Annotated in this window: 23 protein-coding genes; 10 read left to right on the forward strand and 13 right to left on the reverse strand. The window is 36.7% G+C overall.

Going from position 1 to position 25,739, the window contains the following annotated elements; all coding sequences use genetic code 11:
- The first annotated feature begins 166 nt into the window (after window positions 1-166).
- A complete protein-coding gene (locus tag BM176_RS32785) occupies window positions 167-1,399 on the forward strand; it encodes a hypothetical protein (RefSeq protein ID WP_218162278.1) in 1,233 nt (410 codons plus the stop codon).
- 136 nt (window positions 1,400-1,535) lie between these two features.
- On the opposite strand, the gene BM176_RS25120 is transcribed toward BM176_RS32785, so the two are convergent.
- Window positions 1,536-1,940 (reverse strand): DUF3828 domain-containing protein, encoded by a 405-nt coding sequence (locus tag BM176_RS25120; RefSeq protein WP_090107103.1) that lies wholly within the window; start codon window positions 1,938-1,940, stop codon window positions 1,536-1,538.
- A 1,127-nt stretch (window positions 1,941-3,067) separates the two neighbouring features.
- Entirely contained in the window at window positions 3,068-3,382 is a 315-nt protein-coding gene (locus BM176_RS25130; RefSeq protein WP_090107105.1) for a winged helix-turn-helix transcriptional regulator, read from the reverse strand.
- A 119-nt stretch (window positions 3,383-3,501) separates the two neighbouring features.
- Between BM176_RS25130 and BM176_RS25135 the strand changes: the two genes are divergently transcribed.
- A complete protein-coding gene (locus BM176_RS25135) occupies window positions 3,502-4,371 on the forward strand; it encodes an SDR family oxidoreductase (protein ID WP_090107106.1) in 870 nt (289 codons plus the stop codon).
- Window positions 4,372-4,395: 24 nt separating this feature from the next.
- Here the strand turns inward: BM176_RS25135 and BM176_RS32260 are convergent, their stop codons facing one another.
- Window positions 4,396-4,665 (reverse strand): hypothetical protein, encoded by a 270-nt coding sequence (locus BM176_RS32260; RefSeq protein WP_143097921.1) that lies wholly within the window; start codon window positions 4,663-4,665, stop codon window positions 4,396-4,398.
- Window positions 4,666-4,691: 26 nt separating this feature from the next.
- Here BM176_RS32260 and BM176_RS25140 point away from each other — a divergent pair, with 26 nt between their 5' ends.
- From BM176_RS25140 to BM176_RS25150, 3 genes are all read left to right on the forward strand, one after another.
- The gene (locus tag BM176_RS25140; protein ID WP_090107107.1) at window positions 4,692-5,834 is read left to right on the forward strand and encodes a helix-turn-helix domain-containing protein; all 1,143 of its coding nucleotides are present in this window, start codon (window positions 4,692-4,694) and stop codon (window positions 5,832-5,834) included.
- Between the two features lie 119 nt (window positions 5,835-5,953).
- On the forward strand, window positions 5,954-6,841 hold the full coding sequence (locus tag BM176_RS25145) for an alpha/beta fold hydrolase (RefSeq protein ID WP_090107108.1): 888 nt from the start codon (window positions 5,954-5,956) through the stop codon (window positions 6,839-6,841).
- Window positions 6,842-7,252: 411 nt separating this feature from the next.
- Entirely contained in the window at window positions 7,253-8,773 is a 1,521-nt protein-coding gene (locus BM176_RS25150; protein WP_090107109.1) for a glycosyltransferase family 39 protein, read from the forward strand.
- Window positions 8,774-9,153: 380 nt separating this feature from the next.
- Here the strand turns inward: BM176_RS25150 and BM176_RS25160 are convergent, their stop codons facing one another.
- Window positions 9,154-9,729 (reverse strand): hypothetical protein, encoded by a 576-nt coding sequence (locus tag BM176_RS25160; protein WP_177230537.1) that lies wholly within the window; start codon window positions 9,727-9,729, stop codon window positions 9,154-9,156.
- 568 nt (window positions 9,730-10,297) lie between these two features.
- Here BM176_RS25160 and BM176_RS25165 point away from each other — a divergent pair.
- Window positions 10,298-11,719, forward strand: coding sequence for a hypothetical protein (locus tag BM176_RS25165; protein ID WP_090107111.1), 1,422 nt, complete (start codon window positions 10,298-10,300; stop codon window positions 11,717-11,719).
- 1,124 nt (window positions 11,720-12,843) lie between these two features.
- Here the strand turns inward: BM176_RS25165 and BM176_RS25170 are convergent.
- From BM176_RS25170 to BM176_RS25180, 3 genes are all read right to left on the reverse strand, one after another.
- Window positions 12,844-13,977: a serine hydrolase domain-containing protein gene (locus BM176_RS25170; protein WP_090107112.1), complete on the reverse strand. Its 1,134-nt coding sequence runs from the start codon at window positions 13,975-13,977 to the stop codon at window positions 12,844-12,846.
- 481 nt (window positions 13,978-14,458) lie between these two features.
- Window positions 14,459-15,583, reverse strand: coding sequence for an ATP-binding protein (locus BM176_RS25175; protein ID WP_090107113.1), 1,125 nt, complete (start codon window positions 15,581-15,583; stop codon window positions 14,459-14,461).
- A 228-nt stretch (window positions 15,584-15,811) separates the two neighbouring features.
- Window positions 15,812-16,690 carry a hypothetical protein gene (locus tag BM176_RS25180; RefSeq protein WP_090107114.1) on the reverse strand — a complete coding sequence of 293 codons (879 nt, stop codon included), beginning with the start codon at window positions 16,688-16,690 and terminating at the stop codon, window positions 15,812-15,814.
- A gap of 300 nt (window positions 16,691-16,990) precedes the next feature.
- On the opposite strand from BM176_RS25180, the gene BM176_RS25185 reads away from it, so the two are divergent.
- The gene (locus BM176_RS25185) at window positions 16,991-17,686 is read left to right on the forward strand and encodes a hypothetical protein (RefSeq protein ID WP_090107115.1); all 696 of its coding nucleotides are present in this window, start codon (window positions 16,991-16,993) and stop codon (window positions 17,684-17,686) included.
- Window positions 17,676-18,425 carry a hypothetical protein gene (locus BM176_RS25190; RefSeq protein WP_090107116.1) on the forward strand — a complete coding sequence of 250 codons (750 nt, stop codon included), beginning with the start codon at window positions 17,676-17,678 and terminating at the stop codon, window positions 18,423-18,425. Before BM176_RS25185 ends, BM176_RS25190 begins: the two co-directional genes overlap by 11 nt.
- Window positions 18,426-18,793: 368 nt before the next feature.
- Here the strand turns inward: BM176_RS25190 and BM176_RS25195 are convergent, their stop codons facing one another.
- The 6 genes from BM176_RS25195 to BM176_RS25220 form a co-directional block, all read right to left on the reverse strand.
- The gene (locus BM176_RS25195; RefSeq protein WP_090107117.1) at window positions 18,794-19,357 is read right to left on the reverse strand and encodes a DUF1016 N-terminal domain-containing protein; all 564 of its coding nucleotides are present in this window, start codon (window positions 19,355-19,357) and stop codon (window positions 18,794-18,796) included.
- 338 nt (window positions 19,358-19,695) lie between these two features.
- Window positions 19,696-20,262, reverse strand: a complete 567-nt coding sequence (locus tag BM176_RS25200) for a plasmid pRiA4b ORF-3 family protein (RefSeq protein ID WP_090107118.1) — start codon at window positions 20,260-20,262, stop codon at window positions 19,696-19,698.
- Complete coding sequence (locus BM176_RS25205) at window positions 20,259-20,699, reverse strand: hypothetical protein (RefSeq protein WP_090107119.1); 441 nt, start codon at window positions 20,697-20,699, stop codon at window positions 20,259-20,261. The genes BM176_RS25200 and BM176_RS25205 overlap by 4 nt, the downstream gene beginning before the upstream one ends.
- A gap of 265 nt (window positions 20,700-20,964) precedes the next feature.
- Window positions 20,965-21,354 (reverse strand): hypothetical protein, encoded by a 390-nt coding sequence (locus tag BM176_RS25210; RefSeq protein ID WP_143097924.1) that lies wholly within the window; start codon window positions 21,352-21,354, stop codon window positions 20,965-20,967.
- Window positions 21,355-21,683: 329 nt separating this feature from the next.
- Window positions 21,684-21,998: a hypothetical protein gene (locus BM176_RS25215; protein WP_090107121.1), complete on the reverse strand. Its 315-nt coding sequence runs from the start codon at window positions 21,996-21,998 to the stop codon at window positions 21,684-21,686.
- Between the two features lie 117 nt (window positions 21,999-22,115).
- A complete protein-coding gene (locus BM176_RS25220) occupies window positions 22,116-22,589 on the reverse strand; it encodes a hypothetical protein (protein WP_090107122.1) in 474 nt (157 codons plus the stop codon).
- A gap of 335 nt (window positions 22,590-22,924) precedes the next feature.
- Here BM176_RS25220 and BM176_RS25225 point away from each other — a divergent pair, with 335 nt between their 5' ends.
- Together BM176_RS25225 and BM176_RS25230 are read left to right on the forward strand one after the other, a co-directional pair.
- The gene (locus BM176_RS25225) at window positions 22,925-24,313 is read left to right on the forward strand and encodes an McrB family protein (RefSeq protein ID WP_090107123.1); all 1,389 of its coding nucleotides are present in this window, start codon (window positions 22,925-22,927) and stop codon (window positions 24,311-24,313) included.
- Window positions 24,310-25,665, forward strand: coding sequence for a hypothetical protein (locus tag BM176_RS25230; protein WP_090107124.1), 1,356 nt, complete (start codon window positions 24,310-24,312; stop codon window positions 25,663-25,665). The genes BM176_RS25225 and BM176_RS25230 overlap by 4 nt, the downstream gene beginning before the upstream one ends.
- Window positions 25,666-25,739: the final 74 nt, after the last annotated feature.

Here is a 25,739-nt window from a genome sequence, read left to right on the forward strand (position 1 = left end):
GACCCGGGGATTCAAATGGCGAAACATTAAAAAGAAAGGTCGGAGAATTCTCCGACCTTTCCACTACTAAAAAGGCACTCATTAATATTGAGAGTCTTTTGATGATTTGTGGCGTAGCGGATAGGTTGAACGGTAATAATATGTATTTTGTATTTGCGCCGTAAAAATGAAAAAGGCGAATACTACTACTTTGATTATCAATGCTGAATTTTTTTTAGGCCAAGGCCGGTTAACGGCATATATTTATGTGTTAACGGTCATTGTAAAACGACACAACCAGCGACAAACATTGAAAGGAATGAAACGAATATTTACAATTTTAGTGATAACAATCTTCACTATTTTATCGTGTAGCGAGAATAAATCAGGAACTACAAAAACAAATGCTATTGAGATAGAAAACGAAAATAAAACTGAAACCAAAAATGCGAAACCCGAAACTTCAGACACACTTAATTCCAATAATTATTCTGACTTAGATAGCCAAACAACATACACCAAAGAGCTTGACTTATTTTTGATACGCGATTTAGAAGAGAACGCAAACAAAAAAATTGGTTTTGTATCCTTGTCTGACATTTATCCATTGAGCGAACATCCAGACTCTTTAGCTATTCCAAATCAAGAAAACAGTCTTCAATATTTTAAATTAAATGCATCGTATAGAAAGAGATTTCTTTCAAAAACTAACATTTCAGAAACAGATAGTCTGTTTATTTACGATTACTCTACAGATGTACTACTCTCTTTTCCTGTTAGAGAACTTAATGTAGTTGCCTATTTAAATGATTATATGGACATAAAAGATTGTCCTTGCAGTCAATCCGACTATATGATTGGATTTGAAGTGACAAAAAATTATTTAATAGGGCTAGGGAAATATTTTAGTAAAGCCCTGGTTTTTATTGGTAAAGAAAATCCTTTTACGCACGGACAAATGAAAGCCATTGTTTGGCAAAAAATCAAAGCTGAAAAATTTCCATTAGGAAAAAGCAATTTGACCGAAAAGCAAAAAGAATATAAACATAAAAATACAATAAAAGGACAAGCATATTTATATGAAACAAAAACTCACCAAATTTTCATTCAAGATTATATAGAGCCAAATAATCTTATTCAGGTTCAAGACCGACATTTAATTATAATAGATAAGCAATCTGATAATGTGGTTAATGAAACAATTTTCAACAATAGTGAAGGAACAAGCGTAACACCGTTGAATTTTGGAATAAACAATACCAATTATCCTGACTTGAAAGAACAATGGATAGGAAAACTTTTCAAAGACAAACCCGAAGTTATATTTGGATTTGAATGGGTTTCGTTTGGATGTCCAGGTATTATATTCGTAAATTCACAAAACAAATACGTTCAGATAAATTGTGACAATAGACATTGAAATAAAACAACGAACCGCTAACAGGCGCTTGGCAAAAAAAGCGGGCTCAGTGCTTATTTGTATTTTAAAACACGTTACAAATCCATCACTGAGAATATCTATAACACCCTGGCCGTTTTTCAATATTTACTTTTATCTACAGAATTGCAGTTATTTTAGCATTTATTACCTGTAATTTAATCACAGTTCGCTTCTTGTTGTAATTGTCCATATAAGATACAATATATACGTCGTGCTTTTGGACATCCTTACCTACAAACAATGTCCTTACCCAATCAATATCAGCATCCTGTGCATCTATAAAAGGATCACTATCCAGCTCTTCCTTATCTATTTTATTTAACAATTTAGCTGTACAATACCGCTTTTTGATTATATCCAGTTTTTGCTCCGTACCCTCGCTGCTTGCGACTTGAGTAATATAACTGGTATAAAACTGCTTTAACATACTAATGTTCTGATCCGGAGCTGCTTTGGTCTGCGCCTTACATGTAACACTGAAAATAATTACTAAAAAGGAGATTAGAAGTTTTGATTTCATTCAATGCAATATTTGTGTAAAAATACATATTATCTACTTTGTTGCCGCAGGTGGGACCTCCCCACAAGGAAATATAATAAAGGTCACTTCTCCGGGTTGTTTTTTTGGTTTTTTCTGCCCTACATTTAAGTATAATCCAATAAAGAGATCGTTCTTATTTTCCTCGATAAATTTGATCCATAAATTTTGGGTTCCGAAGAAGAGGAAAAAGAAAAGGCCGGAGAATATCTCCGACCTTTCTGTTTTTGTGCCCAGTAGTGGAGCATACTCGAACCAAATATTTCTTATTATCAGGCATTTAGTGAAATATCGCTAATTATCTGTTCCAATTAATATCAGACAAAAGTCCAATTGGTATTCAGACAATTGGGGCAGAAATTTATTTTCTCAATCTTTGCACATACATTAACTCTAACCTATTGATTTAACAAAATGCAAGAAGAACTAAAGCGGTATCATTCTATACTTCCAATTATTTTTATTCCCATTTGTCTGCTTATTCTGGTCACATACGGCTGGGCAGGCTATGCTACCTTAACTGAAAGACCCGGACTGAATGGTAGTTATTATCTGTATTACAATTTGTCAATGGTTCAATTCTATATTTATGAGTTTATAGTTGCTTTTATCGCCCTCGCACTAATAATAGCGCAAATAAGTTATTCAATTAAGAAAAGCCCTCAATATCTCACAATAACATTTTGGTCCTTTGCTGTATTTATAGCCCTGGTTATTGTTTGCGAAATTTATTTGGAGTCAAGATTAACTGGTAAAGGGTAGCAGAAATTGGTCATTGAATTGAAAAACTGGGGAGACAAACATCGTAAGCAAGTTATTGGGAAATAACTTGCTTACGATGAGATTTTCTACAACACAGATTGATTTCGGTCATGGATGGTAAAACGCCTATTCACTTTAAAACTATCAGCGAAGTTCACAACAGTTTAGGTTTCCGGCGCCTAAAAACAACCTGCAAATGTTATTAATCTTGATAATTTACTACCGGAGAAGAGAGTGATTATTCTTAATTTCCAAGTGAAATTAATAGAAGAAAGCGTTCAAAGTGCTTACAGGTCGCTAAATGTGCATTTAATCGGAGATTATTATAGTATTTTGAGTTAATCATCCTAAACTTTTTCTTTTTTCCATGCTGCTATATAAGCTAACAATGGGCAAAGGCTTTCCCCATATTCTGTGAGCGCATACTCTACGCGAGGGGGAAACTCCCCGAACTGTTTCCTGCTAATTAAGCCATCAGCTTCAAGTTCTTTCAATTGGTCAGTTAAAACTTTTTTTGAAATAGCAGGTATCCGAACACTGATTTCTCCAAATCGCCTGGCATGCTTAGAAAGCACTTTTAAAATAATTAATTTCCACCGTCCTCCAAACAAAGCTATAATTTCCGTAACAGGACAGTCAGCATAGTCTATTTTATTCTTCATTAGTCACTTTTAGGTTACCACTTTTTATTTTGTTAACAACGGGATAAGGTATTTTATAGATTCGATTTCAGTTTCTTTGCCTAACAAAAGTAATTAATTATTTATCTTAAAAAAAAACGATGATTTTAATAACTGGTGCAACCGGTAATTTAGGCAAGGCCACCATTAATTCTTTATTGAATAAAGGCATATCCGCAAACAATATTGCAGCATTGGTAAGAGATGAATCCAAATCGGCAGAATTTAAATCAAAAGGCATTCAGGTGCGGATTGGCGACTATCAGAATTTTGAATCTTTAAAAAGTGCGTTCCAAGATGTGGACAAGCTACTGCTGATATCTTCTTCATCGGAAATAGCTCACAGGTTTGAGCAGCATAAAAACGTAATTAATGCTGCCAGGGAAACTGGTGTTAGTCATATCATTTATACCAGTTTTGATATGAAAGATCTGCGTCGAAGTATAATGGTTGGAGATGTTCAATACCATGCAGACACAAGTGATTATCTAAAACAGATAGCTGTACATTATACTTTGATGGATAATACACTGTATGCTGACATGATTCCCATTATTTCCGGAAATAATATATTGGATGAAGGTATTTCCATCCCTGCCGGAAATGGTAAAACACCTTTTTTACCGATAACAGAAATGGCTGAAGCTATAGCTGTTGTACTGACTACTCCTGGGCATGAAAACAAAGAATATGTCATCGCTGCAGACGCTGCTTTTTCTTTCGCTGAAATCGCTGACCTATTATCAGACATTTTAGGGAAAAGGGTAACTTATTATCAACCTGAGGTAGATTCATACATTGCGCGGCTTGTGCAGAACGGATTTCCTGAAGATGATTCAGCATATTTGGCAAGGTTCGGTGAGGCGATTGCCAGAGGAGAGTTCGACACCAATAAAAGTGATGTCAAACAATTACTAGGCAGAAGTCCGATATCTTTAAAAGATTTTTTAAGAAGCATATACGGTAAATAATTCAAAGAAGCTTACATAATAGAATTAACATCCGGGCTGGGAACTCACCGGGCCGGATGTTATTATGATATGTAATCCCTTCAGGATTTTCGTTGGTGCATCGAATTCAGTCACATCAGAGAAGAGAAAGAGCATCAGCAACGCTCCGATCGCAATACTATACAAATATCGAAGGTAATAGAATGCTGGCTTTTTGATAAACAAACACAGTCCAATTTCAGAGAACTCAATCGTAATCAGTTGAATATTGGGGGTTAAGGTCAAAATGCTGGTAATATTTAGTAATTTTATCATTATATATAGTATTGAAAAATATTTTGATGGAGCAACTAGTCAGTTCCCTTGTTGCGGGACCAACTTTATTACTGGCATTTTTAATCTTTGCAAATCTTAATAAGGTAAAAAGTAGGGTTAATCGATGGTTTGGTTCCTTCATCTTATGTGTTTTCCTTATTCAGTTTAATGATCTATTAGAAAAAACTGAGTTTTTGAGAACGAGAATGCCTATAAATGATTTTCTGGGTATAACGGATTTAATTGTAGCCCCGGTTTTTTATTTTAGTGTGGCTCATTTTGTCAAACCCGACAGGAAATGGCGCGTACGGGATAATTTTCATTTTGCATTTGCTTTTATAATATTAGTTTTACTCTTGATATCACTACTAATTGAGGTAAAACAACCACTAACAGATACCGATAAAAAAAATGCCGTTGTATTCATTACTGTTTTTAACGTAATTTTTTGTTTTCAAGTTATTTCTTATAGTATTATGGCCTATAGGGAAATCACCGCCTATCAAAAGAATTTGTTTCTCTACACTTCAAATATGGGTGCAATTAATTTGGAATGGTTAAAGCAAGTGGTGGTTTGTGTATTGATTATAACTGGTCTTTGGTTAACTGATATTTCTTTTAAACTAGCAAAAAACAATGTCTTTTTTGACAATTTCGCTAGTCTGATTTATCTTGGCGCGATTTTTTTTATTGCCTATTTCTCTTTAAAACAAAAAGAAGTTTTTCAGCTTAGTAAACAAGAAAAAAAAGAAATTGACTCCATTATAATTGAAAATGCAAGTTTGGAAGGAACCCGAAAAAAACTGATGTCTGATGATGAATTAAAAGAAATGAAATTCAAGTTAATTCAAGTAATGGACAACAAAAAACCTTTTTTGGATGTTGAATTGAGCCTATTTAAATTAGCTTCCCAATTAGATATTTCATCTCATCTGCTTTCTTACATCATAAATAACGGCTGTAATGAAAATTTTTATCAATTTATTAATAGGTATCGAATAGAAGAAGCAAAAAAAATGATTCAGGATCCTAACATGGAACATTTAAGTTTGATGGGAATTGCTTTTGAAGTTGGTTTCAATTCCAAAACAGTCTTCAACACTACTTTCAAGAAAATTACCAATCAAACGCCTTCCGAATTTAAAAAAGCAATTCGCCCCCCGGAGTAACTGTTGTTATTATGTTTTGATTCTTTGAAAATAGGTTCGGATTCATAAATCAGAACTTTAGGATGCTAAGTAATGCTGATGTTTGTATCGAATTTACTTAAAATCCTAAAAAAGCAATAATGATCTGTAAAAAAACACCAGAAAGTTTAAACCTGAACAAAGCCAGCATAATTAGACTATTATGCCATTTTATACTTACTATTTCGGCAGTCTTTCTCGTCTCTTGCCATAAAAAAGTTATTACTCCGGAATACCCGGGAACTTTAGTAGAACTGGGAACTCATAAATTGATGGCGTATACGGTATCAAAACAATCAAAATATTTAGTTGTTTTTGAATCAGGTCTTGGGAACGATCATACGGCCTGGTATAGCACCGGAAAATCTACGGAAATTCTATCCATATCTACTTTCTTAAATTCTGATGTTTTGCTGTATGATAGAGCTGGTTATGGAAAATCAGGATTTAACACTGAACCGAGAAATATAAGTAAATTATCGGGAGAGCTTGAAAAAGTGGTAGATATATTTGCAAACGGCAGAAAAGTATTGCTTGTAGGACATTCATTAGGAGGCTTTATTATTAGAGATTATGCTATAAGAAATCCTAAAAAAGTTGCCGGTTTACTATTTGTTGATACTTCTCATGAAAAGTACGGTCGTCCTTCGCAAGGCCTGATAGACTCTTCTTATAACACTTCTAAAACTGCTTATGGTGCAAATTCAGGTATAGCATCAGAAACCCTGCAATTAATTGAGGATTTTAAATACATGGCAGGATTACCTAATTTGCCTGACGTTCCGGTTATTGCAATAACAAGTATGAAAATTGAAGCAAATCATGATGCAGCAGAGATGCAATTACGATACGAGTCTGTAGAATCCCTTAAGGTTGGGTTGACTGACTTTACGCATATTACGACAGTAAATTCCGGACATTATATTCAACTGGAGGAGCCTGAACTTGTTTTAGGTAATATCAAGCTATTGTTGTCAAAATTTCCTTAAGAGAAACTATTGAAATCAAATCCTTTTTTTTAAAGGAAGCAAAAAATCTTACAGTTGAGGAATTACGTAAAATGTGTGCGCAAATTCCTGGATTGTTAGCTATATAAATTATATATAGTTAAATTCTTTGACCTGCGCTGAAAATGCATTTATGCAATATTTTTGTTCTGACGTTGGTACAACATGATACTGAATATCTGCCGAGATGTTCCGTTGCATTTCAATTGGACTTTCACAAAGAGAAATGCAATGATTTTTGAGCAACCCAAACTTAGTGTATGAAACGCACCAGTTTTGGAATAAAATTCCGTATCAGTATCGGAATAATTAGTTTTCAAATTTTTATAAAATGCTCACATGACAATTGTAATAAATGTCGTTTTATTACAAACTCGTATTAATGAATTGCTTATGAAAAAAAGAACAATAGTTTTAATAGGATTCATAATATTAAAATTCTTATTGCAATATATTTTAATAAGCCCTGAATACGATTTACAACGGGATGAATATTTACATCTTGATCAGGCACACCACCTGGCATGGGGCTATTTATCGGTACCTCCCGTGACTTCTTGGATTTCCTTTCTGATTCTGCTACTAGGAAATTCAATCTTCTGGATTAAGTTCTTTCCTGCGCTATTTGGAGCCTTGACTATCCTGATTGTATGGAAGGCAATTGAAGAATTAGACGGAGATCTGTTTGCCTTAACTACAGGAGCAGTCTGTGTATTATTTTCAGCCATATTGGCTTTAAATACCCTCTATCAGCCTAATTCATTAGATGTTCTGAGCTGGACGGCCTTTTATTTCTGCATCATAAAGTATATAAATTCCGAAAAGCAGAAATGGCTGTTGCTTGCCGCCATTGTTTTCGCCGTTGGATTCCTGAATAAATACAACATAATATTCCTGCTCCTTGGGTTTCTTCCAGCACTTGTACTATCACCTCAACGAAAAGTATTTACCCGTAAGGGATTCTATCTGGCAGTTTTACTTGTATTATTACTTATTTTTCCGAATTTGCTATGGCAATACAACAACGATTTTCCGGTTGTTCGCCACATGAAAGAGTTATCGCGCTACCAATTGGTGAATGTAAGCAGGGAAAGTTTTTTAAAATCCCAGTTGCTATTCTTTTTTGGTGCAGCTGTTGTAATTTTATCTGGATTAGGTGCTTTGGTATTATACAGGCCGTTTCAAAAATACAGGCTCTTCTTCTGGACATTCATCTTAACCTTATCTATTTTCATTTACTTTAAGGCAAAAGATTATTATGCCATGGGAGTATATCCGATTTACATGGCTTTGGGCGCTGTTTTTCTTTCAAGGACATTGTCAGGAGACTGGAAAAGATATTTACGTCCTTTTGTAATTATTATCCCCTTGCTTGTCTTCTTTCCAATGTACAAGGTTGCTTTTCCTAATAATGGTCCCGAATATATCTTGAAACACCAGCAGCAATATAAAAGATTAGGACGTCTTCGCTGGGAGGATGGTAAAAACCATGCTTTACCGCAGGACTTTGCAGACATGCTTGGATGGAAGGAACTGGCACACAAAGTGGATAGTATCTATGCGCAGCTTCCTACCTGGAGCAAGACCCTGGTGCTTTGTGATAATTATGGACAGGCAGGCGCCATAAATTATTATTCTGAAAAAGGTATACAAGCAGTCTCATTTAATGCCGATTATATCAATTGGTTTGTACTGAATGAGCGGTATGAAAACCTGATCAGAGTGAAAGACTATTATGACAGGGATGATGAACTGCAACAAACAGGTGCTTATTTCCATACCGGGGTGGCAGCTGATTCTATCACCAATCCGAATGCAAGAGAATATCGAACAACAATTTTCCTTTTTACGGGCGCCAAAATCGACATAAGGCAGCGAATAGAAGATGAAATTGTAGAAGAGAGAAAATATTAGCAAATTGTTGCTCTTGCCTTTTTGGCACTACCACTTGTAAAAACTAGATCAGATGATTTATGAAAAATTAGTCAATTGTTGGGGTATGTTATTAATGGAAATGGCAAAACGCCAGAGGTAATACCTCCGGCGTTTTGCCATTTCTCTAAGTGCCCAGTAGTGGTAGGTTTTCGAACCAACTGGTGTTGACTATCAGTAAACTTATGCTAGAATAACAGTACCCTTACCAGAAACCTAATGCAGTTCTGATAGCTTCCTCAACTGGACAAAACGGTCCTAAGCCCTCAATATTAAAATTGCTCCTGAGCAACAATGGTGGCTGTGCTATAAACTTAGATTCCGTACCATGATGCTGCTGGGCGCCGTGAACCTCTTTCTTTTTAATCTTTTAACCCGAGATACGCTTTTACCTTGGTATAATCGGACCAGTTTACCGGAGCTGCCGATCTTGCCGCTGTATTGCCGGGTATGATCATGTACCGGTATTGTTGATACTTTGTACCATCATTGGCCAATGCGGTACCCACGTTCGCATTGGAATACAGCTGAATCTTCTGCGTGTAAGCCGTGACATTGATGTAAAGACCGGAGCTGGCATTATAAGGCAACGGATAAATGACAGGATCACTTGCATACTTAGTGTTGATATATACTTTTACATCTGCGGTACTCAGCAGTGCCTGGGTGAGTTTAGGTACGTCAATAATGGCATAGAAGCCTACCGTATCAATACTACCGTCTGAATTATGTAAGGTGTCGGGCTTATACGACACATCCAGCCATCCGGAATAAATCACAGTGCCGGCGGTGGTATCACCAGCAGGACCAGCAGGACCAGCAGGACCAGCAGGACCAGCGGGTCCCGTAGCGCCATCTTTACCGCAGGATATCATGAACATAACAAACAATAGTCCAGACAGCAGGACTAATGGGGAAATAAGATTACGTCTTTTCATATTTGAGTTTGTGTTAGGGGCATGAAGGTTAAGGATTTCACACCTGATTCTGATTAAGGGAGCCAAAATACAAATTTTTCTCAAAAACTAGTAGCAGACCAGTTCTTCCTGGCTTTGTTGAGTTTTTGTTTAATGCCCTTGTCTATTTATCCTTCAGTGCGGAATTAATAGTGTCAATTAGTTTCCGTCATCTTTTCTCTATCGATCTTCTCAAAGGTGGTTAGGCACCTTTAAGTCGTTATTTTCATTATTTCTATTCGTAAACCCTGAATTTAGTGATTGTAAATAAATGCGGAAAGAGAAATTATAGGTAATGTAGATCATTTGTAGTAGTAAGAATGGGGGGAAATCCGCTTAAATGATCCAAATTTGACAAGGCAATCAATATTTGGCATACTTTCCTCACCGATGCGGAGTATGCCTTGAAAAAACAACAGGGAGTAAATGCTATCCTCGATTTGCTTGATGAGCATAACCCCCGGTTGCACGTGACCACACACGCAAAAGCTATGTTTAATACAGTTCCTTTACCGCTGCATCGCCTTATTTCTTAATTATACCCAACAATATGAATCAACACGTTACATTAATCAACAACCAAACATTCCCATTTCCGTTTATAGGAGCAGGTTATGCAAACTACAACAATTGGACTGGGGTAGACGTTCGCTTTGTTACCAGGCCCGATGACGACCAGATAGAAAAGATCATTAAACTGGCCCCGCCACCTATTAAGCCTCATCCCAGAGGATTCGAAGGCCAGATGCTGGCGGCGTTCAGCAGCGGGTGGAATGTACTGCATACGAATATTCAGGAAGCATATGACCCCACAGCTATAGAGGAGGGAGAAATTGAGTCCGGTAAGTTTGATGATTACGACGAAGATATGTCAGTGTTTACCGCCAGCAGAAAATCCCTGGATGCTTTTGAAGATGATATTGAACGCTGGTTATTGCAAATACATGCCTTTTGCCCCATTGAGTTTGCGTATCGCACTGAAATTGAGGAGGCTGGTGGCACCAGATTATCTAACTGGCATCATACCAGCCTGGAAGCTATACCTGGGTTGCTTCAAAAATGGGAACAGGACCCTGGCACTTATCAACAAAATGAAGAGGAACTGGAGCAGTTTAGGTTGGCAGTGAAAACGATCTTTCATTATGGACAACTAGATTTTGAAACTCCATCCGAGCCCCTGATAGAATACCTGTTTCCGGAATTCTTATTGGCAAAACTTTTTGACAATCCTGACATATCGAAAACATTGGCATTTTACCGGAAGCATAGAAAAAACGAAAAAGTGAACAGGTCAGCAGAACAATTGGTTATAAACCTCGATATTCAAAAGGAATATGCCAAATTGAACCGGTTGGCCGAAGAAGTGCTCGACGCTAATACCCCGGATTATCCTTTTATGTTGCCACATGTAGATAAAATTGCTTTTGCTGCTATTATGGAGAACAACCAACCCCTGATAGACAGGCTGGTTCGACAACTTTCTAGCCGGCAGTACGGATTAACCAGTTCTTCCGGTAATTGTGCCTCTTGTGATTATGCCAGTAATATCGGGGCATATGCTTACAAATTTCATTATAAAGATAATAAAGATGCTTTTATTCAAGCCAGGCGTTTGTACGAAATAGCATTGGATATACAACCACCCGAACCTTGTAAATTAAGGTTGAAAGTATACTGCAATGCCCTGTGGATTTTGCAACACGACAATACCGGCCTTCCGGTTGATAAAGTCCTTAATGAGAAGTTCCTGGCAAAGTGCCTGCCGTATGGATCTGGTAATCCGGCTATTTTCTTTAATGCATTGTGTTTGTATGTTGAAATGAATGAGTTTGACAAGGCATTGCAATGTTACAACCAGGCTATTAATTACAAATACAACGACATTCAAATAATGAAAGACCAGATACTATCTGAAAAGGCGTTAGCTGAGTTTAAAAACTATCCGCCGCTGAAAGCGATATTAAACCAATAACAGATCATTGTGAGGTAAAGTGCTCTGGTATTGCCGGCCATGCCTAATGAGGTAGAAAGCTCGTATATGTTCAACTTGATAATATGTCAATTTACCCGGTGACCTTTAAAGATTCAAAATGCAGTATACCATCCTCCACTTTAATAGAGGAACTGACAGCAGGTGGGTTATTGTCCTTAACATCGGCGTCCTTTTTACAGGGCACGAGAATACCTGCAAATAAAATACAGAATGAGGCAACGGTTAATTTGAGTTTCATAGTACTGTGTGTCGTGATTTATGTGAAAAATTAAAGACGATGTTGATTTTCTATAAAGACAATTTCTTTAAGGTATGTTTCTTTTCATAATGTGGGCTCTTCATTCATGATCAGGGGTTCAAATTTTGCCTTTACGGGGTATCGAATACTTCGCTGTCATCAGTGAAAGGAGACGGACCTTGCGATATTTGCTTATATTGTTGATCGTGATAAAATATTTCGGTTCTTTTCCCATTAAAAATTACTTCTCCATTGGCTTTTCTTTGCTTCCAGGATTTTCAGCGCCTCTTTGTTGAAGTTCTTCTGTTCCTGACCATTGGGCCTGGCATAAATAAAGATACCGGTAGAAGACCGTTGTCCCGGTCCACGTCCAAGGTCATAAAAGAAATGAATTTTATCTCCTTTCTTGTTTAGCTTTTCTCCAATGTTTATAAAAGTGCTTTTTTAATGGTGACAGCAGAGAGGCTCAATGAATGTGCCATGCCAATAAAAAAATACCCTGTTGGAATAACGTCTAAGAGCAAACGGGAGTTCCTGTGAAAAGGTGAGAAAAAGAAACTTCAAATTAATTTTTGTAACCTGGCAGACAAACCCGAAGTTATATTTGGATTTGAATGGGTTTCGTTTGGATGTCCAGGTATTATATTCGTAAATTCATAAAACAAATACGTTCAGATAAATTGTGACAATAGACATTGAAATAAAACAACGAACCGCTAACAAGCGCTTGGCAAAAAAGCGGGCTCAGTGCTTAATTGTAAATGTTTCTCATTTACAGGCTTTTTTAATTTTCAACCTGTCAAATCATATCAACGGATATCATAAGTCTATTGAGTAAATCGTTGAGTACAATGCGGCATACAATTTAGCGAGGCTTTTCAGTTAAAAGCCTCGCTATTTCAAGAGGAATATCCCTGTAAACAGGCAGGCCTGGATAATCGCCGTTACATAATACTACGATGCCTAATCCCTTATCAGGAAACAGCGTGAGGCTGCATGAATAGCCAACATCAACTCCTACGTGGAAAAAGTAATTACCATATTCTTTTGATTCTCTTTTCCACCAGGCCAAACAAAGAAACAGACCGGGATACGCAATATTATGTGTCGGGGTCCACATTTGAAGCAGTGTTTCCCGTTTTATTACGCCACGATAACTGTTTGTACTGTCGTTATAGATAGCCAGCATTTCAAGCATCCATTTTGACAGATCAGAGGAACAAGTGTTTAACGTGCCACAGGGACTATGCTCTTTATTGAAAGGGTATACGTTTGATATTTGTACATTTTTTGAAGTACTATCTATGATATGTGGAGTGCTTTTCCTGGCAGGTTCTATTTTAGCCAAATCAAAACTACTATGGGTCATTCCGGAGGGCTTCAAAACCTTTTCGTATTCATAATCCTCAAAACTTTGATTCGCTGTTCTTTCTACTATGTAACCTAAAATATCAAAGGCTGGATTACTGTAGTGGATATCAATTCCTGGTGTGAAGCTTAGTGTTGAAAACCTTGATGGCAACACAAAATGCTTAAGCGCAGTCTTACTATTGTTGGGGTGTTCCCAGTTATAATCAGTAATATCCGGTATGCCGGAAGTATGATTAAGTAGCTGTTTGAGGGTGATATCTTTTACCCGTTCGTCTTTCATTTTAAATGCGGGCAAATAATAAATCAATTTGTTATTGATATCCAGTTTACTCTGTTCCACTAACTGCATGATAGCGGTTGCTGTAAACAGCTTTGAAATGGACGCCGCATGAAAATTCGTGAGGGAATCCACCGGTTTGTTGGTTTGCAATTTTATTGTTCCATATCCCTTTGTGTAATATGACTTATTGTTGCGGATGATGCCAATTGAAATACCAACTATATTAGTGGCTTTTATATACCTGTTGATTATTGTGTCAATTTTTTCTTGTAGTTTCAGATCTGTGGTTTGGCCATAAGTATTGTTCAACACAAGCAGGAATAATAAAAGGGATGCTATTTTATTCATTTAACTTAATCAAATTGCCATTCCGTAAATTGTCAGTTGGCAGGTTTATCATCACTATACTAGATCCACATAGGTTCTACCACAATATAAGCAATACCCGGCATAAGCAGCTTTACTAGTTGAACAGATGGCATTATCATTAATACGTCCTTATCAACCAGGATAAGGAAGACCAGATAAATGGAGGTTTTAAGGTGAAAATTTAATTAATGTAATTATAGCTGTATTTCAACGAGCTAATCTGTAATTGACATTTTGGCAGCAAGTTATATTGGATTCCTGCAAAACTGAGTGCCATTGCGAGTGTCATTTGAGTATTGTAGAAAGGGCTAAAAAGCGTGATTTTATGGCACTCGGAGAAATAAAAAAAACACTGTAAATCAATGACTTACGGGGTTGTATTGTGCCCAGTAGCGGTAACTTCTCGAACCAAATAGTATTGATATTTAATAAGTTACAGAAACCATAGCATAATGAATCTTTATCCCAGTAAGAAATCCTGGATATTATCAGGGGAAATCACAAAAGTTTCTGTGCCGGGATAGTTCTCTGTGAAAGTTTGAGAGAAACGGATTTTATCATTTTTGCCCCATTTAAATTCAAATGCTTTTAGGAGGTCGCCTTCATGTTCTTCTATAAGATCAATTTCCTGTTGCTGAGTAGTACGCCAGAAATATTGTTTAGCATCTAAATTATTATAGTGCAGGAATTTCATTCTTTCAGAGATTACATAGTTTTCCCACAACATTCCAACATCAGTTCTTGAGGTCATAGGTTTGAAATTGTTTATTATCGCATTGCGAATTCCACAATCATAGAAAAAGATTTTCTTACCTTTTTTAATCTCATTTCTAACGTTGCGATTAAGAGCTGGCAGAACAAATACCACATAAGCCTTTTCCAAAAGATCTATGTATTTTTCAACCGTCTGTTTATTCGCACCAATTGTCTGAGCAAGCTCATTATAACTTACTTCACTACCTAATTGCAGTGCCAATGCTTTTAATAATTTTTCAAGAAGTACGGGCTTTTTAACTTGTTCCAACATTAACAGGTCTTTGTACAAGTAACTTCCTGCCAATAATTTTAATAGTTCCTTTTCCTCACCTTGTTTTGAAACTATCTCAGGGTAATAACCATAGATTAAACGATATTCAATTAATTTTCTTTCTGTTAAAAATCCATGATGATCTACCATTTCGCCAAAACTTAAGGGATAGAGCATAAATTCATACTTCCTGCCTGTAAGCGGCTCATTTACCTGGCTGGATAATTCAAAGGCAGATGAACCTGTAGCAATAACCTGGACATCTTTTATTTGATCTGTAATTAGCTTAAGGGTAAGGCCAATGTTAGTTATGCGTTGTGCCTCATCAATAAACAATATCTTGTTTTTCCCAATTACTGTTTTTAGAGTTGGCAAACTGGTATTTGATAGCGCATCCCTGACATTACTATCATCACCGCTAAGATGTAAGTATTCTTTATCTTTAAGTACGGCTTCAACCAGCGTTGATTTTCCACATTGACGAGGGCCGAAAATCAATATCGCTTTGCCTTTGAATAAACGTTCCTGAATAGCTTTTTGCAAAACACGAGGTATCATATTTTTCCGTTTGGATATCTAAATTACATAATAATCTGCTGTTTAAATAACTTTATACCATAATATTTAGAGAGTTTCAGAAATAAAAAAAAACTGTAAATCAATGACTTACAGGGTTGTATCGTGCCCGCTACCGGTAAGTTTTCGAATCAAATTATACAGATAATCAACAACTTAATGCTATAACAATGATAATACTTGCGGATCATTGCCTGTATGGCTCATGAGTTAGTTGGTAAGGCGCTTCCACCATTGGATGATTTTTTGAGCGAACGATGTCTTATCAGCAGGCCGCTTCGGTTTACCAATCGTCGTTGGCGCTGCATCGGATAAACGTTCCTGGATGGCAACTGGTTTCGGTTCGGCTTTTTTCGGTAGAAATGTATCAGTAGGCGTTACGTCATAAAAAACGCTATGCGCTACTTTGGCTTCCACATTCAGTATTTCGGCAGCATCGTCTTTTCTAGCGTTACTAATATGGTTGAAAGAATCGATGATCTTTTGCTGAGGCATTTCGAGTCCTACAGTCGAAATGTCTCCTGCCTCCAACATGGCCAGGTATCCAATCTTTCCCATTTTGAAGATATAGTTAGGCCATTGACGATCTGCGTGTTTGTATAAGCCAAACTCGCTGGTGTCCAGGATCAGTATTTTATTATCAACATCAATCAACAGGTGGTCTAAAGTGCGCGTTTCCCCTTCTATTGGTAATGGTATAGCTGGTCTGGCTTTCAATTGTGATATTGCAGCTTCTCCATAACGAATTACATCTTCTACCGTTACATTATGCGATTCTACTACGTAAATTTTTCCATGTTCCTTAATCACAAACAAACCGTTCGGCCATTCATCATTAACCGGATCACCGGTGATCAAATTAGCGTCCAGCACGTCAGGCTTGGGGGATTGCTGCAGGGCTACATAATCGATTCCCATTAAAGGTTCCGCATCGTACATATTATTGGCTAGATGGACCACTTGCCAGCCGGGCCATTTTCCCTTCAGGGCGGACTGATAATAACGCATCACAGAAGTCTCCATCTCCATGTGCCATGACCAGTAACCCAATATTTTCTTTTCTATATCGGCAATGACGAAAGCCTCCATATATACCGGGTCCATCAAATCCTCGTGAATTCATGCTGACGGTGCGGGGATGCATTTTGTGACGGATTGATTTTATAGCACTGGCGGTTATGCATTGCTGATACTCTACCGGAAATAATCAGATCGTAACGATATCCTGAACAATTTAGCCCAAACATGTCGACAATGGTTAACCTCATCTATTCCAAGGATCTTGATTATTCAGCCGACTTCACTAATTTTGATCATGTACAGCAGTATAGATGAGTCTATTTGGGTATAAGCTGCACTTTTACATCATTTTAATGTTTTTTAATAAGTATGACAAGTCCAATTGAGATGAATGCTCCGGTCCGGAAACTAATTGACAAAATAGGGTCGGAATATGAATATGAAATCGTCCTTATAAAGCCGGATCCGACGACTACTCCTGGGAATTGTTATTTTAATGTACAGGATAAAGTGGCTAAAGATGGCGGAAAACTAGTCTATGGATGGGCCATTTGGTTGAGTGATATCATATGCGAGGGAGAGCACCATGCGGTATGGGAAGATGAAGATGGGAATCTGGTTGATATCACACCTCCACGTATACCGATAGACAAAATATTGTTTGTTCCTGATGACAGATTTATGTATGAAGGGAAGCATATCGGGAGTATCAGGAACAGCGTTGTAGATAACCCCCTGGCAGAGCATATTATTTTATTCGCCGGAATGAAAGACTTCCTGCTAAAGTTTGCTACCCGGGTAGGTAATGAAGAGCATCATTTCAGCACATTTACGGGAAATATCTATAATCACTATGACACCTTATTCAATAATGCATTGCTCTTTTTCAGGGCGGGAGCGAAGCTGGGAAGCACCTGTTATTGCGGAAGCCTGAAATCATATAGTCAGTGTCATGGTAAAAATCTGCTTGCTTCTATGGAAAAGGTGAAGGATACTGTGATAAAGATGGATGATCTTGCTAAGGAGGAAAAAGCAAAGGAGCAAAGCGAAGCTGATGAAAGCTAAATCGATAATAATTTTATCTTTTGTAGGAGTAGCCGCTTATGTACTTGCAGACATCTTTCATGAAGTTGCAGGACATGGCGGCACCTGTCTGATCATTGGGAACAAGATTGATCTCATCACTTCTGTCTATTTCAAAAGTAGCCCTGGCAGTTTTCTTACGGATATCGGCGGTCCGGTAGCTAACTTATTATTTGGTTTATTGATACATACTTTTCTTGCAAGACGAAAAAGCCTTTCTCTTCTTCCCACTCTTTTTCTGCTGCATATACTGGCTTACAACTTATTCTGGTTTTCGGGGACCATATTACAGTCTGGCTTTAGTAACGCTGGTGACTGGACTTATGCAATAAAAGAATTGAAAATCGGAATATTTGGGAAACCTGTTCTTGTAATGGCTGGTGTTATCGCTTATTTTCTTTCCATAAAAATTGTCCGGTTGCATATAAATAAAGCCGGGATTATTTTCTCAGAATTCTCATTGAGACAAAGTATTGTCTGTTCCTACCTTGCCGCAGTAATAGCAGCAATTATTACCGGCTTATTTTTTAAACCTGATAGAATACAGGCTGCGTTTGAAGGGCTGCTCGAAATGTTAGGATCATTACCTATTCTATTTATTAACCGAGGTACACAACCGAAATCCAATAATTACGAACTAAAGGCAAACCTGATCGTTATCGCATCCGTATTCATTTTTTTCATTACGTTTTGTTTCACTCTTGGCAGAGGAATATCTTAAGAAAAGTTCGACTGAAGCCTATTCCAGAATGTACCATTTAAAATTAAAAAAGATGCGGTGTTCTGTACTACTCACGGACAGTAATAACCAGTTGCATTACCGGCCGGATATTCATTTGTGGAATATTCATTTTGATAGGGTCAAACCAAAAATACCCATATAATTGTAAGTTATCCATAATTTTACCCATAAATACCCAAATAAATATAAAAGAGGAATAAGTGTTATGGAATTTAAGGTTATGGCAGAGCTGGAATCAAACTTAGGTAAGTTGATGGTTAACATATTATGTAATAAATGAAAATTGAATAAAAATAATAAACCCGCTCTAGAGCGGGTTTATTATTTTTATGTGCCAGGCATGGCGATCAGCTATAGGGTGGAAGTCCTAAAAAGTCCCAAAAGTATGGATCCTTGAAATTGTTGTGAATAGCAGGATGGTTGCTGGTATTTTGTGAATTCGCGATATCAGTACGTTCAAAAGTTTTGGTTGAAATCTGTTTTCGTAAATCTCTTATACCTAATGCATGATTGGCGGCAGCGTGTGCATAAAATAGCTTTGCTTCCTGATTTTTTAACGGCAATAATTCAACAAAATGTGACCAGCTCAAATGTTTTGCCAGCGGTATTATGGTCTCAATGTCTGTGAATTGTTCAGCAAATTGCATCATTCGCCTTAAATTCCTTAATTCAAAATTTCTTCCATATTTGGCTTTCAATTGTGTCGACACTGTCGACACAATTTGTTTTGCGTATTCGGCTCGTTTACTTTGAAGAATTTCTTTGTTAATGCGGGTACCAATATGCCAGAAAAGTGTGGTAAGTGAACTATTAGCCTGTATCACGAACTGACTTTGGCTTTGTTGTATAAGCTGTGAAAGCTCATTAAACAGAGAATTATTTATTGATTGTATGTTTTTTTCCTTAGCCATTTTTTATTAATTAACTACTCTCAAAAACATTACATGTCCTTTTGAATAATGGATGTTTTATAGTTTGGCTATGAAGTTAAGTACTTTTAATTAACCAAAGCATTAACAGAAATGGATATTATTTGTATAATCATGTAATGAGGAAATTCTTGTTGTCTCGGAAATACTATTAAGCCAATTTTAAATTATTAAATTAACATTATGTACAGGCATTTCGATAAACCCTGGCAGGACGAACAATGTTTTAGGTATTTAACCAATATTGATAATAGCAACCTCCTTTCAAGGGGATCTGCATACGATTTTAGTGATACTGTTTTACAAAATCTAAAGCCCAATCATTTCGCTAACAACAACAGTCTTTTGTTTGTTTCTCTTATGCTACAAAATTCTGCATTCCATTTTTCTCCAGCGACGAGACCAAGCCATTGTATATATTCGGCTTTTTCCGGATGATTTTTTCTGTTTAATATCTTCACCATTTCGTAATAACGAAATAATCCACCAACATCTTCCGGTGGACACGCACCTCCTCCATCGAGGCAATAGGGGCCATTTAAATCCTTCGCTAGTGTTTTTTCCAGGATAATCTGATGGTCCCAGTCATCTCCAAAATCATAGATATAGCAATAGGTCTGACCTTCTTTTTTAAATATGAGGCTTACCTTTGTTTTTCGGGCATCTATAGTCGTTATTTCCGGATCAATATCATCCCCTGGGTAGCCATAACAAATCTTATCCATAAGGCCTGTTGGGGAGAACTGAAACAGATGGCTATTTTCCCATCCGAATGCACCCTGAATAGCCATGTGCAATTGGTACAAGGTATAATCAGAAGGAACTGCAATCCTTCTCCATACTAAGGGATCACTTCCCTTTAATGTAATATGAAATTGGTAGATCATTTTCGCGCCTGTTTTTCTTCAATCGAAGCTTTCACCAGCTCATAATGTCGTTGCAACCGTTTGGCATATGCTGGGTCAGTATTCAGGATATCTTTTAAAATTTCGAGCCATTTTGGGGCAAATTGGGATTGACTGGCAAATGTTGCTAATGCGGGGCCTTTTAATTCGACAAGCATTTCATCATCACCTCCCATCCACTCCTTATAGAAATGAAGACTCTCCCAACCATAGGTAATTGTGGCTAAAGGTTTGTCGAATGCTTGATTAACTACATTAATGTATACATTTCGACAATCACAATCCAGGTCGGTGCAATAAAGGTCGATTAGTGCATAAGTTCCCAGCGGAAGCCCAGTGAATTCTTGATCTATTATAGTTATCACCCTGGTTTCCTTATCGGCGATCTCTGGGAATAAGTTACCAAATGCTGTATGCAACGTGTGTAAGCTTTAATGAGGGGCAAACTTCGGAAATTCCAGGTAATTCTGAAAGAATTACATTGTACAGTACAATTATTTACATGTCCACAATCGAACCTAAATGATATTGGAAATGAATAAGTTAGAGTATAAATAGATTATGTAGAAATAGCAAGACCCGCTCTAAGAGCGAGTCTTGCTATTTCAGTGCCCAGTAGCGGTAGGTTATCGAACCAAATGTTGTTGATTATAAAGATGTTATATAGGAATTAGATTAATTTATTTATTGGAATAAATCAATCATCTCTTTGTTTTCAGATGCTGCGGCCATCCTGTTGCCAAGCGCCCATATCTCTGCTTCCCATTTTTTCCAGGAATCAGTATCAGGGTTATTGAGGCTAATAAATGTATCAATATTATGCCCTGATATTCTTACAGTATAACTTACTCCGTCTAAAGTTATTCCTTTGCTGCCTTCAAATAAATTTAAGTTGAAAATACCCCTTAAATCAGTAATACCGGGTTCAGTGTAGATTTGACTAATTTCATCTTTATAAATGAAAATCCCCTGTACCAGCCCTCCTGGATTTACCTTTTCACGAAATCTGCTTTCATTATATTTAATGGCAAAAATCCCGCCATTCCCGGAATATAAATGGTCTACTGTTACCATCCAGATATAGTCGATTGAAATATCATTTTCACGCCAGCCGCGTTCATTTCTTATTATCTGGGAACCACTCTTAAATGCTGCAAGGCCCAACTTGAGTGCAAGCGATTTTTCAAGTTTATAAAAATGTTCAGGACTACCAGTCATTGGATTGTTTATTGGAAACGTTTAGGCTTTCTCTTAGTAAATAAATACCCGTTAATAAGAATTCCTTTATTTTGTCACAGTGGCTACAAGCTGTCTTGTTCTTTTAACTTCTACCTCAGTGCCATCGCTTTGCTTTATTACTTCTATGCCACAATAATCACAACTAATTTCAGTGAAATTAATCGTTAATAAATCTTTGTTCCTGTTAAAGACTCTTTTGTAATAATAAAAAGCTCCATCCGATGCTGAATACAAGGTGTCTTTTTATAAACAGAAATGAGGCTTTGACTCCAGAATATACTGTCGCCATGAATTGTCATCTGCGTCAGGTGATACCACTTTCTTTCCGGATGTCCGGCATCGGTATAACATTCTTTAAGCCCTGCACTATCTGTTGAACACATTTCTTCCAATCCAATGTAGAAACCGTTTAACGAAGTTTGTGCAATAGATATTAATGGAAAGCAGCAAACCAGCATTATGAAAAGAATCTTCTTCATTAAGGAATTTTATTTTTTAATCTCATCAATGCTCTTTTCAAAGAAATAACTCATCCAATCGTGTAAGTCCGACTCTGACGTGACAGGTATTAAGAAGTGTGGATCTATGTAATTAGGTCACTTACTTTTTGATGAGTGTTCAATAACCTTTTTGATATAGCTACTCAATTCATTTTTCTGCTTAATATCCCATTCTGGGATGGATTGTAGGTATAATTCCGCTATTTCTTCTATGTCGAGGTTCTCGACAAAATATAGTTCTTTGATATTTTGTATTATGAGATCAACATATTCTTTATGTGCTTCACCTCTCTTAATAGCGGCTTGATTCCCATTGATAAAGAGGGTTCTTTCCAGCTTTGATATGTTTATAGTCAAATAAGCATCATTCGCTGCTACCTCGGTGATCATTTCGGGTTTTACTTTACTGACTCCATTACAATAGGCACATTTGCCAGGTATCCATTTTAATTCGTTCTTCAGCCTTTTAATATCATCCAAATCTACATGTCCTTTACCTAGACATCTTGGACACTCAACTAAATATTCTGTAGATGTTGTTTTGTTAAAAAGTCTCTGAAAAAAGCTCATAATATAGGGATTTGTTCAAATATAGAATATCCTTTGCTGATTGAAAACCTACTTAAGTTGTATTTGCGCTCCTGCACTTTTTTTGCTAAATAACTAAAAAAGAATACATTGCAAAAAATGTTATTAGTTAAAAACAACGCATTATAGCGGTTATATAATGTATAACTGCTATATGCACGCACTAAATCAATCAATATAAGGAACTAAAAAAGTTCATGAAGATATCTAAATTGAAAACTTTAGCCAGGTAAATTACTTTGTTGGAAAAAATCGTAGTGGTAAAGGAAAGCCAGAACCGTTACAAGGCATTGTAAAACGACATTCAAACAGGAAAAATGAGCATAGAAAATATTAGACAATTCATAAAGGAAAAAGCGGAACAATTCGGTGCAAAGATAAACAACGAAGTCAATAAACCTTATGTTGAGAGAAACAACACCGGTCAGGAAGCACTTAAAGACAACGGAGCATATTTTGGTTTTATACATCCAGAGGAAGAAACATCCGGACCTTTCCACGACTTTTCATTAACTATTTTCCCAAACGACCAAGGTAAGCCCTGGTTGGTTTGTCTTGGAATTGGCTCTAATGGTTTTAAAAATGATTATGAGCTTGCAACTTATCCTGGTTTAAGGCGATTATTTTCAAAGCTAACAAACGAAAAGGGCTTTTGTAAATCGGACTTTTCAGACATAGAAACCAGCTTGCCTAAATCAATTACAGGACGCCCAGACCTACAGCACATAAAAAACACAATTAAAACTTACACAAAATTTTTACCGACTTGCCAAATCGTTGATAATCCTGAAAGCGAAGGGGGAAAACAAATTATTGCCGCCTTTGTCGCGGGTTATGCGAAGGTTCGAGAATGGCCTTCTAACAAAGACCATCGAAAAGCAGTTTCCGAATCTTTAGAACCCTTTCTAAAGATTGAAACAATTGATGAAACAGAAGAAGTAAAAAATCTCCTAAACGAGAGAAAATATATTGTTCTTCAAGGTCCTCCCGGAACAGGTAAAACACGAACAGCGAAAAGTGTTACAGACAAAATTGGTGCAAAAACATTCTTCACTCAATTTCACGCAGAGACCAGTTTTTCCGATTTTATTTTTGGTATTCGCCCTGACACTACAAACCAAGAACTTCGATATAAAGAATATTTGGGTAGTTTTACCGAGGCCTTAAAGTATGCAGTTGAGCATAACACTGAAAAGGTCATTTTAATCATTGACGAAATAAATAGGGCTAATCTTTCAAATGTATTAGGGCCAATTTTTTACCTTTTCGAACATAAGATGGATGTTTCAAATGTAGAAATTGAAATTTCTCCCAATTTCAAGGTAAAGAAACTGCCCGATAACTTTTTCGTCATTGCAACTATGAACACAGCCGACAGAAGTTTGGCCGTTGTTGACTTTGCACTAAGAAGACGTTTTGCCTGGTATACGCTTAAGCCAAAGACGATAAATTCAAGACAGTTTATCGAGGAAGATTTTAGTAGAATACAAGAAATATTTGATTGGTATGCTTCTAGTACCGAGCTCACTTTGCAACCTGGCCAAGGCTATTTTATTGCAAACTCCGAAGACGAAATGAAAAATCGTATTCGTTACGAAATATTTCCTTTGATTAAAGAATATTTACAAGAAGGACTATTGCGGAATGCTAAAGAAGAGTTCAATAACTATTTTTTGACGAGAATAAACCTATCACTTTTCGAATGACAAAGCCGTTAGATGTTTTTTTCGAAATTCCTTGCTTAACTGAACAATCCAAACAATTAGGGGGAATTGCTTTGCAAAAAAAATGGTTCAAGTCGGCTGACAAAAGAATTATTGGGCAATACCTTCAAAAATTCATTGACTACAATTCTGAGCAATTTAAATTTCTTGGTGTTCAGCCTTACATTTTAGGAACAGACCAAAATACCGCACTTGCATTTCGTTCTTCTGGTTTTATTGGGTCTATTCCATTAAGAGCGTCTGATACAGGTAAGCAAATTGGTGATTTCGTAGTAATGCCCAGATTTACCGGGCGAGACAGATTTGAAGACTATATTGAAATCCTAAACCTACTTGGAACAGAAATCAGTCCAGAAGTTATTGATAGTTTACCTCTAGCATCAGGTAAAAACTTTAGGCCACCATTATATTTAGAGGCGGTAAAATTTATTGGCTCTCTTGAAAAACTGACAATAAGGCCTTGGCGAAAGTTTGACAGTTTTGAAAAAGTTACAAGTCAGCCGACTGGTCAAATCAATTGGACAAAATATATCAACAGCGAATACAAAGTAGAAAACCGATTAAAGTTTCCTGCAAGAATCAATGTTTTAAGTGAGTTTCATAGTGAATATGCTGAAATCAGGTTTGTGTTTGACATTTGTAAAAGTGAACTTCTTTCAGCAAATACTCCACAAAGAATAAAGAACACTCTACGAAGCAAGTTAAGTTTTCTTGAAGAACGTTTGTATCATCATAAACCGAAAGTCACAACTGAAATTGCAATACGATTTTCAGACAGTCCGACTGTCAAAGCTTGTAAAGAACAAGCGAATAAAATTCTAAACTTTAACCTTGTTGATAGCACCGCTTGGCGTGTTGACTTTTCAGATGTATTTGAAAAATTCATTCAACATGTTTTTAAAGAAGCAGCAAAGGAAACTGGTGGACGACTTTATACGAACTTCAAATTCCACTCTAAGACCTCTAAACATTACTCGTGGGAATTGAAACACATAGAACCGGATGCAATTTTTCAGAAAGAAAATCTGTTAGTTTTTATCGACGCCAAGTACAAATCAAACCTTTACAATAAGTTTGACCAGAGCGAAATGCTAAAAGAAGACCATAGACACGACTTACATCAAATTATGGCCTATACTTCTTTTAGTAAGACAGACTTTAAATATGGGTTCCTTTGTTATCCATCAGACGAATTAGAATTAAAACCAATGATATACAAAAACGCAATTAACGAAGTAACAAACACAGTTTTAATAATGGGTATACCATTAAAAAAAGACAGTATCAATGAGGCAAAGCGACTACTGACAAATGAACGTTACTTCCACATTTGAGAGCATTCTATTCTTCATTCAGACGTCACCAAACTTTACGTTCCCCTTGTCAGGAATCGAACTACGCAAGCTAT

The sequence above is a fragment of the Chitinophaga sp. CF118 genome, from assembly GCF_900112615.1.
Taxonomy (GTDB): domain Bacteria; phylum Bacteroidota; class Bacteroidia; order Chitinophagales; family Chitinophagaceae; genus Chitinophaga.

Excerpts from the sequence above, each read along its gene's own strand:
- BM176_RS25200 (WP_090107118.1), bottom strand. The coding sequence starts at position 20,262 with ATGATCTACCAATTTCATATTACATTAAAGGGAAGTGATCCCTTAGTA.
- BM176_RS25145 (WP_090107108.1), top strand. The coding sequence starts at position 5,954 with ATGATCTGTAAAAAAACACCAGAAAGTTTAAACCTGAACAAAGCCAGC.
- BM176_RS25120 (WP_090107103.1), bottom strand. The coding sequence starts at position 1,940 with ATGAAATCAAAACTTCTAATCTCCTTTTTAGTAATTATTTTCAGTGTT.
- BM176_RS25225 (WP_090107123.1), top strand. The coding sequence starts at position 22,925 with ATGAGCATAGAAAATATTAGACAATTCATAAAGGAAAAAGCGGAACAA.
- BM176_RS25150 (WP_090107109.1), top strand. The coding sequence starts at position 7,253 with ATGAAAAAAAGAACAATAGTTTTAATAGGATTCATAATATTAAAATTC.
- BM176_RS25210 (WP_143097924.1), bottom strand. The coding sequence starts at position 21,354 with ATGGTAACAGTAGACCATTTATATTCCGGGAATGGCGGGATTTTTGCC.
- BM176_RS32260 (WP_143097921.1), bottom strand. The coding sequence starts at position 4,665 with ATGATAAAATTACTAAATATTACCAGCATTTTGACCTTAACCCCCAAT.
- BM176_RS25175 (WP_090107113.1), bottom strand. The coding sequence starts at position 15,583 with ATGATACCTCGTGTTTTGCAAAAAGCTATTCAGGAACGTTTATTCAAA.
- BM176_RS25165 (WP_090107111.1), top strand. The coding sequence starts at position 10,298 with ATGAATCAACACGTTACATTAATCAACAACCAAACATTCCCATTTCCG.
- BM176_RS25215 (WP_090107121.1), bottom strand. The coding sequence starts at position 21,998 with ATGAAGAAGATTCTTTTCATAATGCTGGTTTGCTGCTTTCCATTAATA.
- BM176_RS25130 (WP_090107105.1), bottom strand. The coding sequence starts at position 3,382 with ATGAAGAATAAAATAGACTATGCTGACTGTCCTGTTACGGAAATTATA.
- BM176_RS25190 (WP_090107116.1), top strand. The coding sequence starts at position 17,676 with ATGAAAGCTAAATCGATAATAATTTTATCTTTTGTAGGAGTAGCCGCT.
- BM176_RS25140 (WP_090107107.1), top strand. The coding sequence starts at position 4,692 with ATGGAGCAACTAGTCAGTTCCCTTGTTGCGGGACCAACTTTATTACTG.
- BM176_RS25230 (WP_090107124.1), top strand. The coding sequence starts at position 24,310 with ATGACAAAGCCGTTAGATGTTTTTTTCGAAATTCCTTGCTTAACTGAA.
- BM176_RS25180 (WP_090107114.1), bottom strand. The coding sequence starts at position 16,690 with ATGGAGGCTTTCGTCATTGCCGATATAGAAAAGAAAATATTGGGTTAC.
- BM176_RS25135 (WP_090107106.1), top strand. The coding sequence starts at position 3,502 with ATGATTTTAATAACTGGTGCAACCGGTAATTTAGGCAAGGCCACCATT.
- BM176_RS25195 (WP_090107117.1), bottom strand. The coding sequence starts at position 19,357 with ATGGCTAAGGAAAAAAACATACAATCAATAAATAATTCTCTGTTTAAT.
- BM176_RS32785 (WP_218162278.1), top strand. The coding sequence starts at position 167 with ATGAAAAAGGCGAATACTACTACTTTGATTATCAATGCTGAATTTTTT.
- BM176_RS25170 (WP_090107112.1), bottom strand. The coding sequence starts at position 13,977 with ATGAATAAAATAGCATCCCTTTTATTATTCCTGCTTGTGTTGAACAAT.
- BM176_RS25185 (WP_090107115.1), top strand. The coding sequence starts at position 16,991 with ATGACAAGTCCAATTGAGATGAATGCTCCGGTCCGGAAACTAATTGAC.
- BM176_RS25220 (WP_090107122.1), bottom strand. The coding sequence starts at position 22,589 with ATGAGCTTTTTTCAGAGACTTTTTAACAAAACAACATCTACAGAATAT.
- BM176_RS25160 (WP_177230537.1), bottom strand. The coding sequence starts at position 9,729 with ATGAAAAGACGTAATCTTATTTCCCCATTAGTCCTGCTGTCTGGACTA.